Here is a 16,728-nt window from a genome sequence, read left to right on the forward strand (position 1 = left end):
CCGAGTACCGAGTAGCCGCTCCGCGTGAAGCCGTCAGCCCGCCGCCGCGCGTTCGCGCCGGGCTTCGGTGTTCGGATGCAGCGGCCGCAGGTGTTCGTGCAGTGCGAGCGCTGCGGCGCCGATGGCGGGCGTCCATTCGCCATAGCGCACTCCGCGCACGACCGGCGGAGGGATGCCGGCGCTTTCGGCGTAGCGCTTCACGGTGTCGATCGCGCCGCGCAGGAAGTCCGGATGCGCCTGGCACGACTTGCCACCGACAACGATCGCACGCGGCTCGAAGGTGACCCACAGGTTCTGGAGCAGCACACCGAGGAAACCCGCCGCACGTTCGCGATCGGCAGCACTGCGCTCCAGCACGCGCGAACCGAGGAAGACTTCGGCACAGCCCCTCCGGCCGCACGAACAGCGCGGTCCATCGATCTGCAGCACCGTATGCCCGATCTCACCGGCCATGCCTTGCGCGCCGATGAACAGCCGGTCGTTCAACACGATGCCGGCACCTACGCCGACATCGCAACTCACGTAGACCAGGGGATCTTCGCCCTCACCCGGCGAAAACTCATACTCGCCCAGCACCGCTGCGTCGGCGTCGTTCTGCAGTTGCACGGCGATCCCGGAGACGCCTTCGATGGTGAGCGCGCTGGTGAGCCCCGGCAACAGGTCGACATTGCGCCAACCCAGATTGGGCGCAAAGCGCACCACGCCCGTCGGGTCGTGCACAGCACCCGGAACACCCACGCCGATGCCCGAAGGCCTCAGGCCCGATGCCAGCAGATGCCGGTGCGCAGCGGCAACCATGCGCGCCACCTGCGCACAGACTGCCGGCGGTGAGTGGTCGTCGAGCGACTGCGCATCGGCATGGAGAACGTCGCCCTGCAACGAGACGCACACCACGCGCACGATTTCGACGGCGATCTCGACGCCGATCAACGCTCGCACGCCGACGTTGATGCGCAGCGGTGTCGACGGGCGCCCGAGGCCATCGACAACGGGCGCGCCAGCCTCTTCGAGCCAGCCATCGTCGAGCAGTTCGCGCACCAGCAGGCTCACGGTCGACTTGGTGAGGCCACTCTCTGCCGCCAGCCTGGCGCGCGACAGACCCGGCTGCGCCCGCACCAGGCGCAGCAGCACGCTGCGATTGATGCGTTTGACCAGTTGCTGATCGCCGATCATGAACTCACCCCCAAGGTTCGCCCACTCGTGTGGCAAATCACCGGTGCGCCTGCTCCTTTCCTTCGGGGCGCTTGCCCGCGATGATCATCCCGAGCACTTCGTCCTCGGTCACGTCGGCCGTGCGGTAGGTGCCCACCAGCCGGCCGTTCTTCATCACGGCGACCCGGTCGCTGAGCCCGAACACGTCGGGCATGTCGTGCGTGATGAGAAAGATCCCCACGCCGTCAGCCTTGAGTTGCTTCACCAGCGCGCCGACCATGGCCGTTTCCTCCGGCCCGAGGGCCGCGCAGGGCTCGTCCATGATCAGGATGCGAGCGTTGAAATACAGCGCCCGGGATATCGCCACCACCTGCCGTTGACCGCCCGAAAGGCGCCGCACCGGCACGCGGATGTTGGTGAAGTTCTTGTTCAGGCGCTGGAAGACCTTGCGCGCCTGCCCTTCCATGAAGTGATCGTCGAGCGTGCGCCATGGCGTGAGCTTCTCGCGGCCAAGGAAGAGATTGGCGACCGAATCGAGGTTGTCCGCCAGCGCGAGCGTCTGGTAGATGGACTCGATGCCCTGTGCCTGCGCTTCGGAAGGCGTGCGGATGGTGACCTTCTCGCCTGCGATCAGTGTGTCGCCCGAATCGATTGGGTAGGCGCCCGCCAGCATCTTCATGAGCGTCGACTTGCCTGCGCCGTTGTGGCCAAGCAGCGCGACGACTTCGCCGGGATGCAGGTTGACGCTCACGCCGTCGACGGCCTTCACGCCGCCAAAGGCCTTGTGGATGTCGCGCAGTTCGACCAAGGGTGGGTTCGTGGTCATCAGCTCTCTCCGAAGCGTTTGCGGTAGAGCACGTCGAATACGACAGCGACGATCAGCACCTGACCGATGATCACCATGCGCTTGCCGATGGGCACATCCAGCAGCAGCATGCCGCTGTCCAGCGATTGCATGATCAGTGCGCCAAGAACCGATCCGAAGATCGAGCCGCTGCCGCCTGCCAGCGCAGTGCCGCCGATGACTGCCGCGGCGATGACGTAGAGCTCCATGCCTGTGCCGAGCGAATTCGTGCCGGCGTTGAGGCGCGCGATGGAAACGATCGCCGCAATGGTGACCAGCACCGCAAGCAGCGCGAAGAGCATCAGCGTCACACGCTTAACCGGAATGCCCACCAACGCCGCCGCATCCGGGTTGCCGCCCATGGCGAACACATAGCGGCCGAAGCGCGTTCGATGCACGATGAATGACAGCACCACCGCGACCGCAGCCCAGATCAGCACCGGAATGGGCATGCCTTGCGGCTCCGTCTTCGACGAGATCTGGTAGCTGTTCATCGTGGCCGAAAAGGCGAAGACGACGGCGACGGGCACGGCGGTCAGCAGCAGGTCCATCCAGAGCGGTTCCACCGGCATCTCGTGACGCTGCCGCGCACGACGCTTTTGCCACATGCGTGCAAAAAAGATGACGCCGACGACCACGGCCAGCACCCACGTTGCCGTCGTGCCGATGCCGCCGTCGTAGCCGCCGCCCAACCGCTGGAAGAACTCGTCGTTGACCGGCTGCGTCTTGCCGTCCGCGACCAGGAACGCCGCGCCGCGGAATGACATGAGTCCGCCAAGCGTCACTACGAAAGAAGGCACGCCCAGCACCGCAGTGAGTCCGCCCTGGTACAGCGACACCAGCAACGCGACGGCAAGTCCCGCAAGACTCGCCGCCGGCCAGGACCAACCGGCCGTGTATTGCAGGTAAGCCACCAGCACGCCGACGAAGCCCATCACGGAGCCCACCGACAGATCGATGTGGCGCGCCACGATGATCAGCACCATCACGGTGGACACGATGCCCACCACTGCCGTCTGCTGCGCAATGTTGTAGAGATTCTCGGGCGAGAGAAACACCCCGCCCGAGAGCATGTTGAACACGATCGCCATGACCACCAGCAGCAAGCACATCAGCAGCAGCCGGAGGTCGACGCCCGTGCGGCGCCAGAACCCGGGAGAACTCATCGCGTTACTTGCATGCGGCAGGAGCCTTGTCGGCGGGGACGCCCTTGCAGAGCTCGTCCTTCTTGATCCAGCCCTCCTTCACGACGACATCCAGGTTGTCACGCGTGATGGGCACCGGGGTCAGAAAGCGCGAGGAAATCGCGACCTTCTTCTCGCCGCCGCTCCAGTTGGACGCCTTTTCCGCGGGCTTGCCCTGCGCCAGCGCAACCGCGGCGGAGGCGGCTTCGCGGCCGAGCTCGCGCGAATCCTTCCAGACCGTGACGGTCTGCGTGCCGAGTGCAATGCGGTTGAGCGCTGCGAAATCCGCGTCCTGCCCCGACACAGGAATACCGCGGATGCCCTTGGCCGAGAGCGCGGCCACGGCACCACCCGCGGTGCCGTCGTTCGATGCCACCACCGCATCGACCTTGTTGCCGACCTTGGTCAGGATCTGCTCCATGTTCTTCTGGGCGACCTCGGGCTTCCAGCCGTCGGTGTATTCGTCGCCGACGATCTTGATGTCGCCTTTTTTGACGGCATCGGCGATGACCTCTTGCTGGCCCGCGCGCAGGAAGTTGGCGTTCGGGTCGGTGGGCGACCCCTTGATCATCACGTAATTGCCCTTGGGCTGCACCTTGTAGACCGCGCGCGCCTGCATGCGGCCGACCTCGGTGTTGTCGAAGGTGATGTAGAAGACGCCCGGCGTTTCGATCAGGCGGTCATAGGCGACGACGGGCACTTTCTGCTTCAGCGCCTTGTTGACCGCCGGAAGGATGGCGTCCTTGTCCATGGCCAGCACGATCAACGCCTTCGCGCCTTTGGACATCAGACCTTCGATGTCGCCGAGCTGCTTTTCCGGAGAGCCACCTGCATCGGCACTGACGTACTTCGCGCCCAGCTTTTCCAGTTGCGCCTTGATGGCCGCCTCGTCCGTCTTCCAACGCTCTTCCTGAAAGTTGGACCAGCTGACACCCACCACGGTCTGGGCGCAAGCGCCGATGGCAGTCAGGCCGAAGGCCAGGGTGGTCAAGGTACGGGCGAGCTTCATGGGCATGTCTCCAGGCTTTGGTGGTTCGTTGGCTTCGAGTTAGTTCGAGTGCCGAACTAACTATCGCAGCCGTGGAGCCGCGCAGCCATCGGGACTATCCCTGCGGGTAAATGCGCTATATCTCTAATCGTCACGTTCGATACGATTTCCGGCGAAACGCACGCGGTTCGTGCGCTGGGGAACACATGGAGACCGGGAATGGGGGCGCCTCGCGCACAGCGCTCTATCGAACGATGGTGCGCATCCGCGCATTCGAGAACGCGGCCGAGGCTGCGAGCCAGGGCGGCGTCAGCGCCTATGGTCAGGAAGCGGCCGGCGCGGCGAAGGTGCGCGGGCCGCTGCATCTCTCGACCGGGCAAGAAGCCGTCCCCGCAGGCGTCTGCGCGCATCTCACTGCTGCCGACTATCTGACTTCCACGCATCGCGGCCATGGCCATACGCTGGCCAAAGGCGCGGACCTCGGCCGCATGATGGCCGAGCTTTTCGGCAAGGCGACAGGCTTCAATGGCGGCAGGGGCGGCTCCATGCACATTGCCGACTTCTCGGTCGGCATGCTGGGCGCGAACGGCGTCGTGGCGGCGGGCCTGCCGATTGCTGTGGGCGCAGCGCACGCGCAGAAGCTGCTGAAGAAGGACGCGATCACCGTCTGCTTCTTCGGCGACGGTGCGATCAATCGCGGTCCCTTTCTCGAAGCGCTCAACTGGGCGCGCGTCTACGAACTGCCGGTGCTGTTCGTCTGCGAAGACAACCGATGGAGCGCCACCACTGCGAGCGGGCCGATGACGGCCGGCGAAGGCGCCTCGGCGCGCGCCGAGGCCATGGACATCGCGGCGACGCAGGTCGATGGCAACGACGTGTTTGCCGTCGACGCTGCGGCTGGAAGCTTGATCGCGGAAATTCGAAGCGGAAGCGGCCCTCGGCTTTTGCATGCGCTGACCTATCGGGTCAAAGGCCATGTATCGGTCGATCCTGCCGCCTACCGCGATCCAGCCGAGTTGGCTGCCGCGCTGGAGACCGATCCGATCGCACATGCACGGGGCCGACTGATTGGCGAGGGCATCGAGCATGCCGCGCTCGACACGATCGAGAACGAAGCGCACGCCGAGGTCGAGGCCGCCCTTGCCGCAGCCGACGCCGCGCCCTGGCCCAAGGCCGACGCTGCATTCACGGACGTGCAGACCACCGGAGCGGGCCAATGGATATGAGCAACGACATTGCCCGAGACCGCTTGCCCGCATCGACGGCGATTCAAGACCTCAGCTACGCCGAGGCCGCCGTGCTCGCAGTGCGCCGCGAAATGGAGGCAGACCCTCGCGTCGTCGTGCTCGGCGAAGACGTCGGACGCGGCGGCATCTTCGGCCAGTACAAGGGCTTGCAGCATGACTTTGGCCGCGAGCGCGTGATCGACACCCCGATCTCCGAAGCGGCCATCATGGGTGCCGGGGTCGGCATGGCGCTCGCGGGTCTGCGTCCGGTGGTCGAAATGCGCGTGGTCGACTTCGCGCTCTGCGGCATGGACGAGTTGGTGAACCAGGCCGCCAAGAACCGCTTCATGTTCGGCGGCCAGGGCCGCGTGCCGCTGGTGGCGCGGATGCCGGGCGGCATCTGGGACGCATCGGCGGCACAGCATTCGCAATCGCTGGAGGCCTGGTTTGCGCACTTGCCCGGCGTGGTGGTGGTGACTCCGTCGACACCCCAGGACAACTATGCGCTCCTGCGCGCGGCATTGCAGTGCGGCGACCCAGTGGTCTACATCGAACACAAGACCTTGTGGGGCACACGTGGGCCTGTGGACGAGGCGCAAGAAGTGCCACTTGGCAAGGCTGCGCACGTGCGCCAGGGGAATGCATTGACGCTGGTCAGCTGGAGTCGCCAGATGCAAGCCTGTATCGCCGCCTGTGACCGGCTCGCAGCCGACGGCATCGAAGTCGACCTGATCGATCTGCGCACGCTCTGGCCCTGGGACCGCGAAACGGTGCTCGCATCGTGCGGACGCACCGGTCGCCTGCTGGTGGTCCACGAAGCTGTGCAGGCGGCGGGATTTGGCGCGGAGATCGCCGCGACGGCGGCCGAAGCGACGGGTTGCCGCGTCGCGCGGATGGGTGCGCCGCGTATTCCTGTGGGCTACGCACCGGTGCTGGAGGCGCAATCGCGAGTGAGCGTCGACCAGATCGTGAACGCGGCCAGGAAGTTGCAGCGATGAACGCCGCGGTGGACACCAGCATGCCAGCGCCGCAGATCGCTGCCACCGGAGACTCGGTCTTCTTCAAGCTGGTCCGCGTGGTGAACCTGACGGCGAGGCCCTTTCAGCAGCGCGTCGGCCGGCAACATCAACTCACGCTGAACGAATGGCGCACGATGGCGGTGCTGGGCGCACGGCCCGGCCTCACGGCGACGCAGGTCGCCGACTTGACGGGGCTCGACAAGATGGCGGTCAGCCGAGCCCTGGCCGGGCTGCAGCGCAACAAGCGCCTTCACCGCCATGAAGATCCGACCGACCTGCGGCGCAGCCGGCTCCATCTGAGCAGTATCGGCAAGGCGCTGTATGCCGAGGTACTCGTCCAGGCACACGAACGCGAGGCCGAACTGTTCGCAGGGCTCGCCGCCGATGAGTTGCAGCAACTCGACGCTACGCTCGACAGGTTGATCGCCTCTGTCGCCGGAAGCTGCAGCGCCGGACGCACGGGGTTTCCAGTCGCGACGGTGGGCGCTCTTCACGTGTAAAACCAGAATCGAATCAAAGGAACACTCGAATGGCTCTCTTTTCACTTCCGCGCCGCGGCGCCCTGACGGTGCTTGCAAGCGCCACGCTCATGGTTGTCGCCACCCCCGCTGCCGCCGACAACACCTGGCCCACCAAACCCGTGCGCATCGTCGTGCCGTTCGCGCCTGGCGGCACCACCGACATCCTTGCGCGCGCGGTCGCACCCGAGCTTTCAAAGGCTTTCGGCCAGCAGTTCATCGTCGACAACCGTGCGGGCGCGGGCGGCAACGTCGGCGCCGAAATCGTCGCGAAATCGGCAAATGACGGCTACACGCTGCTGATGGGCACCGTCGGCACCCACGGCATCAACCGTGCGCTGTACCCGAAGATGCCCTTCGACCCGATCAAGGACTTTGCTCCCATCACCCTCGTCGCAGCAGTGCCGAACGTCATGGAGATGAACGTCGACAAGGCCAAGGCACTGAACATCAACAACGTGGCCGACTTCGTCAAATATGCCAAGGCCAACCCGGGCAAGCTCAACATGGCGTCGAGCGGCAGCGGCACTTCGATCCATCTGGCTGGCGAGCTTTTCAAGAGCATGACGGGCAGCTACATGATCCACATTCCCTATCGTGGATCGGGCCCCGCGCTGATGGACCTCGTGGGCGGCAATGCCGATGTGATGTTCGACAACCTGCCCTCGTCGATGCAGCAGATCAAGGGCGGCAAGCTCAAGGCGCTTGCAGTGACGAGCTCGCAGCGTTCTCCAGCATTGCCCGATGTGCCCACCATCGAGGAAGTCGGCGGCCCTGCGCTCAAAGGCTACGAAGCCAGTTCATGGTTCGGCCTGCTGGCGCCCGCTGGCACCTCTCCGGACATCATCAACCGCATCCAGCAGGAAGTCGCCAAGGCTTTGGCCACCCCCGCCCTCAAGGAAAAGATGGTCGCCCAAGGCGCCATCCCCAGCGGCAACACCCCCGCCGAATTCGCCAAGCTCATCCAGAGCGAACACGTCAAGTGGGCCGCGGTCGTCAAAACCTCCGGCGCAAAAGTCGACTAGAAAATCCGCCGAGGCCAGGCCTCTTCCAGAAACACCGCGGAACCGGCTTCGCCGGGCCGCCGGTGTTGCCCCCGGTCAGGGGGTGGAGAGCGACACGAAGTGCGCGAGCCTGGGGGCGAGCTCAAACGGTCCAGGTCACATCCTTGCCATCGGCAAGGGACTCTTTGAGCATGTGCAGCAACGGCTGCCCGCGCTGGCGCAGCCCGACGTGCTGCTTCTCGGCATCTTCATCGTGCCCTTCGACGGCATAGTCGTCGGCGTTATGGGCGTTTCGTCCCTCGCGCGCCATGGCCGCTTCCAGGGCCGAAATGGCGGCAGGCATCTGCTCGATGGTCACCACACCCTGCGGCGCTGGCGCCTTCCCGATGATGTCGAACAGCTGTCGGGCATGGACTTCGAGCATCACGAAAGGGGGCGTAGCGCGAGAGTTGAAACGATAGAGCATGGATCCTCACTTGTAGATGTAATCGCGGACAAAAGGGTACTCCGATTGTGCGCCGCGGAGCGCTCTGGCCTCCACGTTCCCGTCCCGCTTGGTGGACAGCATCTGGTGCAACGCGATCCAGCCCTGCTCGAAGCTCATGGCCGATCCCGCAAGGTAGAGCCGATAGGCGCGCAGGATGCGTTCGGCGTTTTCTCCTTGCCGTCCTCCGGCGCGCTTGAGCACTTCGCGGGCCGCGTCGAGCTGGGCTTCGAGCGAATCCGACCACGCCCAGAGCGTGCGCGCATAGTGCGGGCGCAGGTTCTCGGTGTCGACCATCTCGAGCCCCGCGGCGGCAGTCTCGCGCAGCACGTGCGTCACGTGCAGGAGCTCGCCGCCCGGAAAGATGTACTTCTCGATGAAGTCCCCCATGCCGGCGCCGAGTTGCTGATAGTCGAGTTGGCCTGACGTGATGCCATGGTTCAGTACCAGCCCGCCCGGCATGAGCAGCGCGTTGATCTTCCGGAAGTACGTCGGCATGTTGGCGCTGCCGACGTGCTCGAACATGCCCACGGACGAGATCTTGTCGAAAGGCTTGCCCTCGTCGAGCTTGCGATAGTCGAGCAGCTCGACGCGCACGCGGCCCTCCAGGCCCTTCTCCTTGATCAGCCGCTGCACGTGCGCATGCTGGTTCTTGGACAGCGTGATGCCGGTGGCATCCACGCCGTAGTGCTCGGCCGCCCACATCAGAAGCCCACCCCAGCCAGAGCCGATGTCCAGAAAGCGCTCGCCCGGCTTGAGCATGAGCTTGCGGCAGATGTGATCGAGCTTGGCCTCCTGCGCCTGGGCCAGCGTCATGTCGGCGTCGCGGAAGTAGCCACACGAATACACGCGGCGCGGATCGAGCCACAACGCGTAGAAGTCGTCCGACACGTCGTAGTGGAACTGGATCTGCGCGGCGTCTTTCCCGAGTGAGTGCGCGCCGCGTGACTTGGCTCGCCTTTGCAGGCGGCTCCACCAGCTCGTGTTGGTCTCGGCGGGGTTTCCAGGCAGAAGGCCGACCGCCGCATCGATCAGGTCGCGCATCGCGCCTTCGATCTGGACGCGTCCCTCGACGTACGCCTCGCCAATGGCACCGATCTGGCGCCCCGCCAGCTTGGCGAGGGCGGACCATTCGTTGAAGGCCAGCGTGACACGTGAGCCGGGCTTGGCGACTTGCCGGCCATCCGGCAGTTGCAGCGTGACCGGAACTGACAAGGTGGAAAGCTGGGACTCGATCTTCGGTATCAGGCTTTGCATGTATCTGATTCTTGCGAGCGCGCAGAGGCTCGTCAACTGGGGTCCCCCGACGCCCCCTGGGCCAGCCCGGGTTGACACCAGATCGTTTATGTCTAAACTATTTATCCATGAATAGCTTCACCCCGAACCTTCAGCGCGTCTTGTGCATCGGCGGCGGCCCTGCCGGCCTGTACTTCGCGCTGCTGATGAAAGCCCGGCAGCCAAGCCTCGACGTCACGGTGGTCGAGCGAAACCGCCCGTTCGACACCTTCGGCTGGGGTGTCGTGCTGAGCGACCAGACGCTTGCCAACCTGGCGGCGGCCGACCCCGACACCGCATCGCTGATCGGCAGCGAGTTCCATCATTGGGACGACATCCAGGTCTTCTTCAAGGGACGACAGGTCCGGTCGGGGGGGCACGGCTTCTGCGGCATCGGCCGCAAGCGGCTCCTGAACATCCTGCAGGAACGCTGCCTGGCGCTCGGCGTCAAGCTGGTGTTCGAAACCGATGTCGCGGATGACCAAGCGCTGGCGGCGCAGTACAACGCGGATCTCGTGATCGCGAGCGACGGGCTCAACAGCCGCATCCGCCAGCGCTATGCGGAGGTGTACGAGCCCGACGTCGATCTGCGCCAATGCCGGTTTGTATGGCTCGGCACTCATCAGACCTTCGATGCCTTCACTTTTGCGTTCGAACAGACGGAGCATGGCTGGTTCCAGGCTCACGCATACCAGTTCGACGACAAGACGTCGACCTTCATCGTCGAGACGCCCGAGGCCGTCTGGCAGGCCCACGGTCTGGACAAGATGGAGCAGCCCGAAGCGATCGCGTTCTGCGAAAGGCTCTTCTCCAAATACCTGGGCGGCCACGCACTCATCAGCAATGCCACGCACCTGCGCGGCTCGGCGAACTGGATCCGCTTCCCGCGCGTGGTCTGCAAGCATTGGACGCATCGCATCGAAGTCAACGGCAAGCCCGTTCCCGTGGTGCTGATGGGCGACGCCGCCCACACCGCGCACTTCTCCATTGGCTCTGGCACCAAGCTTGCGCTGGAGGACGCCATCGATCTCGCCAATGAGTTCGCCACCGGCGGCGGCATCGACGATGTGTTGGAAGCCTACGAGTCCCGCCGCAGCGTGGAGGTGCTCAAGATCCAGAACGCAGCGCGCAACTCGACCGAGTGGTTCGAGAACGTGCCGCGCTATACGGGCATGGAGATCGAGCAATTTGCCTACTCGCTGCTCACCCGATCGCAGCGCATCAGCCACGAAAACCTGCGCGTGCGCGATACCAAATGGCTCGGCGGCTACGAGCAATGGCTATCGGGCGGCAAATCGCTGCCGCCGATGTTGATGCCGCTCACGGTCCGGGGGTTGACGCTCAAGAACCGGATCGTCGTCTCGCCGATGGCGACGTATAGCGCCGTTGATGGCGTACCGCAGGATTTCCTGCTCGTTCATCTCGGGGCTCGCGCGCTCGGCGGAGCCGCCATGGTGTTCGTGGAAATGACGAGCCCGACACCCGAAGGCCGCATCACGCCGGGTTGCACCGGGCTCTACAACGATGCGCAGTCGGCGGCATTCAAGCGCATCGTCGATTTCGTCCACACGCAGTCGAGCGCAAAAATCGGCATGCAACTGGGCCACAGCGGCCCGAAGGGTTCGACGCAAGTCGGCTGGGAAGGCACCGACGAGCCGCTGCCCGCTGGCAACTGGCCCCTGCTGGCAGCCAGCGCGCTCGCCTACGGCGAACAAAACCAGCTGCCGGCCCAGATGACGCGCGCGGACATGGATCTGTTGAGGGATCAGTTCGTCGCATCGACGAAGCGTGCGGCCGAAGCAGGCTTTGACTGGCTCGAGCTGCACTGCGCGCATGGTTATCTGCTCGCGTCTTTTCTCAGTCCATTGACCAACCTGCGCACGGATGAGTACGGCGGCGATATCGACAACCGCCTGCGCTATCCGCTCGAAGTGTTTCGCGCGATGCGCGCCGCATGGCCGGCCGACCGGCCGATGAGCGTCCGAATTTCCGCGCACGACTGGGCCCCTGGCGGAAATACCGACGCCGACGCCATCGTGATTGCACGTGCCTTCAAGGAAGCGGGCAGCGATTTCATCGATGTTTCTTCGGGCCAGACCACCCGCGCCGCGAAGCCGGTGTACGGGCGCATGTACCAGACGCCGTTTGCCGATCGAATTCGCAATGAGGTTGGCATTTCGACGATCGCCGTCGGCGCCATCACAGACGCCGACCAAGCCAACAGCATCATTGCGGCGGGACGCGCGGACTTGTGTGCGATCGCGCGCCCCCACTTGGCAGACCCAGCGTGGACATTGCACGAGACCGCCAAGCTGCAGACCCGCGACATCGAATGGCCTAAGCAATACCTGAGCGGCCGCGATCAGTTGTATCGCGAGATTGCGAAGCAGCAGCAACTCGCGGCTGCGATGGCCGCGGCGCCGCGCATACCTGAAGAGGAGCAATAGATGGATCTCGAAGCCAGAGCCCACAGCGAGCACCCCGAGGAGCTTCGCCTGTGGTTGCGTCTGTTGACTTGCACTCAACTCATCGAGAAGCAGGTGCGCAATGAACTGCGCGAGCAGTTCGCGACCACGCTGCCTCGCTTTGATCTCATGTCGCAACTGGAGCGCTCCCCCGAAGGGCTCAAGATGAACGAGCTGTCGCGCCGCATGATGGTGACGGGCGGGAACGTCACTGGCATCACCGACCAGCTCGTCACGGAAGGGCTCGTGGAGCGCGTCGACGTCGCGGGCGATCGCCGCGCCTGGCGCGTTCGACTGACGGCGCGGGGGCGCAAGCTCTTCAATGAAATGGCACAGCAACACGAGGCATGGATCTGCGATGCCTTCGCCGCACTGAACGGCAAGGAGATCGCCCAACTGCACAAGCTGCTGGGCAAGGTCAAGCAACATTCACATCATCAATTGGCGGAGGCTCTATGAAGCATTACATCGGCGCGGACAGTCCCCTGCGCGCGCAGTTCGAATCCAAGGCCGGGTATGTCGCCACGCATTTTTCGTGGTCTTTCGAGGCTGGCGTCGGCACCATCACACTTAACCGCCCGGAGCGCAAGAACCCGCTGACCTTCGACTCATACGCCGAATTGCGCGACCTGTTCCGCGCTTTGAGCTTCGCCACGGACGTGAAAGCGATCGTCGTGACGGGCGCAGGCGGCAATTTCTGCTCGGGCGGCGACGTGCACGAAATCATCGGGCCGCTCACGCGAATGCGCATGCCCGAGCTCCTGGAGTTCACGCGCATGACGGGCGATCTGGTGAAGGCGATCCGACACTGCCCTCAACCGATCGTCGGAGCAATCGACGGCGTCTGCGCCGGGGCTGGCGCCATGATCGCGTTGGCTTGCGACCTGCGGTACGGAACGCCCGGCACGCGCACCGCCTTCCTCTTCACGCGGGTCGGCCTCGCGGGCGCTGACATGGGTGCCTGCGCACTCTTGCCTCGCGTCATCGGCCAGGGACGCGCGTCGGAACTTCTTTTTACGGGCCGGGCCATGACTGCGCAAGAAGGCCACGCATGGGGCTTCTTCAACGCGCTGCACGAAAGCGATGCTCTCGTCGGCGCCGCAACTGCCATGGCTCGCGAACTCGCCGACGGCCCGAGCTTTGCGCATGGCATGACCAAGACCATGCTGTCGCAGGAATGGTCCATGACGATCGACCAGGCCATCGAGTCAGAAGCGCAGGCACAGGCGATCTGCATGCAGACCGAAGACTTCAAGCGCGCCTACGAAGCCTTCTCGGCAAAACGCAAACCTGTGTTCGGAGGAGATTGATTCATGGCCGCTTCTGCTGTCGATCCCTCCACAGCGCACCTGGCGCTGCCTTTTTTCGAGGAGGCGCACCGCGCACTCGCGCGCGGACTTCTGCCTTGGGCCGCCGCGCAGTCCGTGGACGAGCGCGACGACCGCGCAGCATGCCGCGATTGGGTCCGCCGGCTGGGCAGCGCCGGCTGGCTGCGCTTCTGCGTGCCCGCTGCGTCGGGCGGCGCGCTCGACAAGCTCGATTCACGCGCACTGGTGTTGCTGCGCGAGACGCTGGCATTCCACTCGCCATTGGCCGACTTCGCCTTCGCGATGCAGGGCCTGGGCAGCGGGGCCATCACCCTGGCGGGGTCGGCCGCACAGCATGCGGACTATCTCGCACCCGTGGGGCGGGGCGACAAGATCGCCGCCTTCGCGCTCAGCGAACCTGAAGCAGGGTCTGACGTCGGTGCGATGGCGATGCGCGCAGAAGAAACGGCTGATGGCTGGCGGCTGACCGGTGAAAAGACCTGGATCAGCAACGGCGGCATCGCCGACTTCTACTGCGTGTTCGCGAAGACAGATCCGACAGCTGGCGCTCGCGGAATCACTGCCTTCATCGTCGACGCAAAGACTCCCGGGCTCGACACGTCCGCGCACATCGACGTGATGGCGCCGCATCCTCTCGCGACCCTGCGCTTCGACGGCTGCGTGGTGCCGCGCAGCGCGCAACTGGGCGAACTGAATGGCGGCTTCAAGCTCGCGATGCGCACGCTCGACATCTTTCGCGCGTCGGTTGCCGGCGCTGCACTCGGAATGGCTCGCCGCGCGCTCTCCGAAGCCGTACAGCACGCACAGAAGCGAAAGATGTTCGGCCACACGCTCGCGGACTTTCAGCTCACGCAGGCGAAGCTCGGCGAGATGGCCGCCTTGATCGACGCAGGCGCACTGCTGACCTATCGAGCCGCCTGGATGCGTGACGACTGCGAACGCCGGGGCGAGCCTCCAGTGGGCGATCTGACCGCCGCGGCAGCAATGGCCAAGATGACGGCGACAGAGAACGCAAGCCGCGTGATCGACATGGCGCTACAGATGCACGGCGGCCTTGGCGTCAAGGTAGGGACGAAAGTCGAGAGCCTCTATCGCGACATCCGATCGCTGCGCATCTATGAAGGCGCGACGGAAGTGCAACAACTGATCATCGGCAAATCCGTATTGAGGGCCAAATGACTCCAAGCGCGCAGATCGACCGCTTCGTACATGACCGGCTCCCGCCGGCGCACCTGCTACCGATCTTCAGGTATGACCTGCCCGAGCTTCAGTTGCCCGACCAGTTGAATCTGGTGGAAGAGCTGCTGGACAAGGCGGCTTCCAAGGGCTTTGCCGACAATCCGATGCTGCGTTCGCCGAGCCGGACGTTGACCTATGCGGAGGCTGCTGTCGAAGTCAACCGCATCGCCCAAGTGCTGACCGAAGACCTCGGCCTTGTGCCCGGCAACCGCGTGCTGCTGCGGGGCGGAAACTCAATTGCGATGGCCTTGTCGTGGCTGGCTGTCGTCAAGGCCGGGATGATTGCCGTTGCGACGATGCCCTTGTTGCGTGCCAAGGAACTCGGAGACATCCTGGAGAAGTCTCAGCCGACAGTCGCGCTTTGCGATGGAAAGCTGCTGGACGAACTCAAAGCCGCGCAGTTGCAGCATCCTGTGCTGAAGACGATCGTCGCTTTCAACCAGCCGGACGCACCTGATTCGCTGTCGGCGCGCAGCGGCGCAAAGAGTGGCATCTTCGACGCCTGTCCGACTTCTGCGGACGACATCGCCCTTCTGGCCTTCACCTCAGGCACGACCGGCAAGCCCAAGGCGCCCGTCACCACGCATCGCGACGTGCTCGCGATGTGCGAGACCTGGCCGCGCCATGTATTGCGGGCTCGCACCGACGACATCGTCATCGGCTCTCCACCTTTGGCCTTTACCTTCGGGCTCGGCGGGCTGTTGATCTTCCCCATGTACGCGGGCGCCTCTGTGTACTTTCACGATGCGCCGTACACGCCGGAATCGATGGTCCAGGTGATCCGCACAGTCGGCGCGACCATCAGCTACACCGCCCCGACCTTCTACCGGCAAATGGCCGCGTTCGCCAAGGCTGCCGGCGTGCCCACCCTTCGCATCAGCGTCAGCGCCGGCGAAGCCCTTCCCGACGCCACACGTCAATTGTGGAAGCGGGCCACGGGCATCGAGATGCTCGACGGCATTGGGGGGACAGAGGTGTTTCACATCTACATATCCGCTGCGGGCGATCAGGTCCGCCGAGGTGCGGTTGGCAAAGCTGTCGCAGGCTTTACCGCAAAGATCGTCGATGACCACGGCAATGAAGTTCCTCGAGGAACGGTCGGCAAGCTGGCCATCATCGGTCCTGTTGGTTGTCGCTACCTGGACGACGCGCGGCAAGCGGACTATGTGCGAAACGGATGGAATTACCCTGGAGATGCATTCATCCAGGACGACGACGGCTACTTCTTCTATCAGTCTCGCGCTGACGACATGATTGTCACGGCTGGGTACAACGTCGGTGGCCCGGAGGTTGAGGACGCACTTCTGAAGCACCCGGCCATCGCCGAATGCGGCGTCATCGGCAAACCAGACGAGGAGCGCGGCATGATCGTCAAGGCTTTCTGCGTGCTCAAGCCCGGGAATGCCGCCGATGCTGCCATGGTCAAGGCACTGCAAGACCACGTAAAGGCGACCATTGCGCCCTTCAAATACCCCCGAGAGATCGAGTTCGTGGCAAGTCTGCCCCGTACAGAGACCGGGAAACTCCAACGATTCAAATTGAGGCAATTCGCATGATCAAGTTTCTCCAACCTCCCGGCTGGGTTCCTCCCAGGGGTTATGCCAATGGCGTCGCCGCCCGTGGAACCACGGTCTTCGTCGGCGGGCAAATCGGCTGGAATGCTCAACAGCAGTTCGAATCGGACGACTTCATTCAACAGACAGGTCTGGCGCTCCGAAACATCGTGGAAGTGCTGCGAGAAGCCGGGGCCGGACCGGAGCACATGGTGCGCATGACTTGGTATGTCACTGATCGGGACGAATACAACCGACGTCTGGGCGAGCTCGGCCCCGTCTACCGCGAGGCCATGGGGAGAAACTTCCCGGCGATGACATGCGTGCAGGTTGCGGCGCTCGTCGAATTACGGGCAAAGGTTGAGATCGAAGTGACGGCGGTAGTGCCTGACTGAGCACCAGCACTTGGGGACGTCGCGAGTCGCGGGGCTCGAGTGCTCTGTCCATGT

The 16,728-nt window shown here is 64.3% G+C and carries 16 protein-coding genes; 10 read left to right on the forward strand and 6 right to left on the reverse strand.

Annotated elements, in window-relative coordinates; genetic code table 11:
* Positions 1-33: 33 nt before the first annotated feature.
* From AC1DEK_RS10075 to xylF, 4 genes are read right to left on the reverse strand one after another with little or no spacing between them, the layout of a single operon-like run.
* Positions 34-1,173 (reverse strand): ROK family transcriptional regulator, encoded by a 1,140-nt coding sequence (locus AC1DEK_RS10075; protein ID WP_478125085.1) that lies wholly within the window; start codon positions 1,171-1,173, stop codon positions 34-36.
* Between the two features lie 37 nt (positions 1,174-1,210).
* Complete coding sequence (locus tag AC1DEK_RS10080) at positions 1,211-1,978, reverse strand: ATP-binding cassette domain-containing protein (protein WP_478125086.1); 768 nt, start codon at positions 1,976-1,978, stop codon at positions 1,211-1,213.
* Positions 1,978-3,162 carry a sugar ABC transporter permease gene (locus tag AC1DEK_RS10085; protein ID WP_478125087.1) on the reverse strand — a complete coding sequence of 395 codons (1,185 nt, stop codon included), beginning with the start codon at positions 3,160-3,162 and terminating at the stop codon, positions 1,978-1,980. The genes AC1DEK_RS10080 and AC1DEK_RS10085 overlap by 1 nt, the downstream gene beginning before the upstream one ends.
* A 4-nt stretch (positions 3,163-3,166) precedes the next feature.
* On the reverse strand, positions 3,167-4,189 hold the full coding sequence (gene xylF / locus AC1DEK_RS10090; RefSeq protein WP_478125088.1) for a D-xylose ABC transporter substrate-binding protein: 1,023 nt from the start codon (positions 4,187-4,189) through the stop codon (positions 3,167-3,169).
* Between the two features lie 185 nt (positions 4,190-4,374).
* On the opposite strand from xylF, the gene AC1DEK_RS10095 reads away from it, so the two are divergent.
* From AC1DEK_RS10095 to AC1DEK_RS10110, 4 genes are read left to right on the forward strand one after another with little or no spacing between them, the layout of a single operon-like run.
* Positions 4,375-5,394, forward strand: coding sequence for a thiamine pyrophosphate-dependent dehydrogenase E1 component subunit alpha (locus tag AC1DEK_RS10095; RefSeq protein WP_478125089.1), 1,020 nt, complete (start codon positions 4,375-4,377; stop codon positions 5,392-5,394).
* Complete coding sequence (locus tag AC1DEK_RS10100) at positions 5,391-6,392, forward strand: alpha-ketoacid dehydrogenase subunit beta (protein WP_478125286.1); 1,002 nt, start codon at positions 5,391-5,393, stop codon at positions 6,390-6,392. The genes AC1DEK_RS10095 and AC1DEK_RS10100 overlap by 4 nt, the downstream gene beginning before the upstream one ends.
* Positions 6,389-6,913, forward strand: a complete 525-nt coding sequence (locus AC1DEK_RS10105) for a MarR family winged helix-turn-helix transcriptional regulator (protein WP_478125090.1) — start codon at positions 6,389-6,391, stop codon at positions 6,911-6,913. Before AC1DEK_RS10100 ends, AC1DEK_RS10105 begins: the two co-directional genes overlap by 4 nt.
* A 29-nt stretch (positions 6,914-6,942) precedes the next feature.
* Positions 6,943-7,956, forward strand: a complete 1,014-nt coding sequence (locus AC1DEK_RS10110; protein WP_478125091.1) for a Bug family tripartite tricarboxylate transporter substrate binding protein — start codon at positions 6,943-6,945, stop codon at positions 7,954-7,956.
* 121 nt (positions 7,957-8,077) lie between these two features.
* Here AC1DEK_RS10110 and AC1DEK_RS10115 read toward each other — a convergent pair whose 3' ends face one another.
* Positions 8,078-8,401: a DUF1840 domain-containing protein gene (locus tag AC1DEK_RS10115; protein ID WP_478125092.1), complete on the reverse strand. Its 324-nt coding sequence runs from the start codon at positions 8,399-8,401 to the stop codon at positions 8,078-8,080.
* A gap of 6 nt (positions 8,402-8,407) precedes the next feature.
* Positions 8,408-9,676, reverse strand: coding sequence for a class I SAM-dependent methyltransferase (locus tag AC1DEK_RS10120; RefSeq protein ID WP_478125093.1), 1,269 nt, complete (start codon positions 9,674-9,676; stop codon positions 8,408-8,410).
* A gap of 107 nt (positions 9,677-9,783) precedes the next feature.
* Between AC1DEK_RS10120 and AC1DEK_RS10125 the strand changes: the two genes are divergently transcribed.
* From AC1DEK_RS10125 to AC1DEK_RS10150, 6 genes are read left to right on the forward strand one after another with little or no spacing between them, the layout of a single operon-like run.
* Positions 9,784-12,141: a bifunctional salicylyl-CoA 5-hydroxylase/oxidoreductase gene (locus tag AC1DEK_RS10125; RefSeq protein ID WP_478125094.1), complete on the forward strand. Its 2,358-nt coding sequence runs from the start codon at positions 9,784-9,786 to the stop codon at positions 12,139-12,141.
* Positions 12,142-12,618 (forward strand): MarR family winged helix-turn-helix transcriptional regulator, encoded by a 477-nt coding sequence (locus AC1DEK_RS10130; RefSeq protein ID WP_478125095.1) that lies wholly within the window; start codon positions 12,142-12,144, stop codon positions 12,616-12,618.
* Positions 12,615-13,469, forward strand: coding sequence for an enoyl-CoA hydratase family protein (locus tag AC1DEK_RS10135; RefSeq protein ID WP_478125096.1), 855 nt, complete (start codon positions 12,615-12,617; stop codon positions 13,467-13,469). The genes AC1DEK_RS10130 and AC1DEK_RS10135 overlap by 4 nt, the downstream gene beginning before the upstream one ends.
* A gap of 3 nt (positions 13,470-13,472) precedes the next feature.
* Entirely contained in the window at positions 13,473-14,666 is a 1,194-nt protein-coding gene (locus AC1DEK_RS10140) for an acyl-CoA dehydrogenase family protein (RefSeq protein WP_478125097.1), read from the forward strand.
* Entirely contained in the window at positions 14,663-16,282 is a 1,620-nt protein-coding gene (locus AC1DEK_RS10145; RefSeq protein ID WP_478125098.1) for an AMP-binding protein, read from the forward strand. Before AC1DEK_RS10140 ends, AC1DEK_RS10145 begins: the two co-directional genes overlap by 4 nt.
* Positions 16,279-16,674, forward strand: coding sequence for a RidA family protein (locus tag AC1DEK_RS10150; protein WP_478125099.1), 396 nt, complete (start codon positions 16,279-16,281; stop codon positions 16,672-16,674). Before AC1DEK_RS10145 ends, AC1DEK_RS10150 begins: the two co-directional genes overlap by 4 nt.
* Positions 16,675-16,728 lie beyond the last annotated feature (54 nt).

The sequence above is a fragment of the Variovorax sp. 10N420 genome (assembly GCF_056394705.1).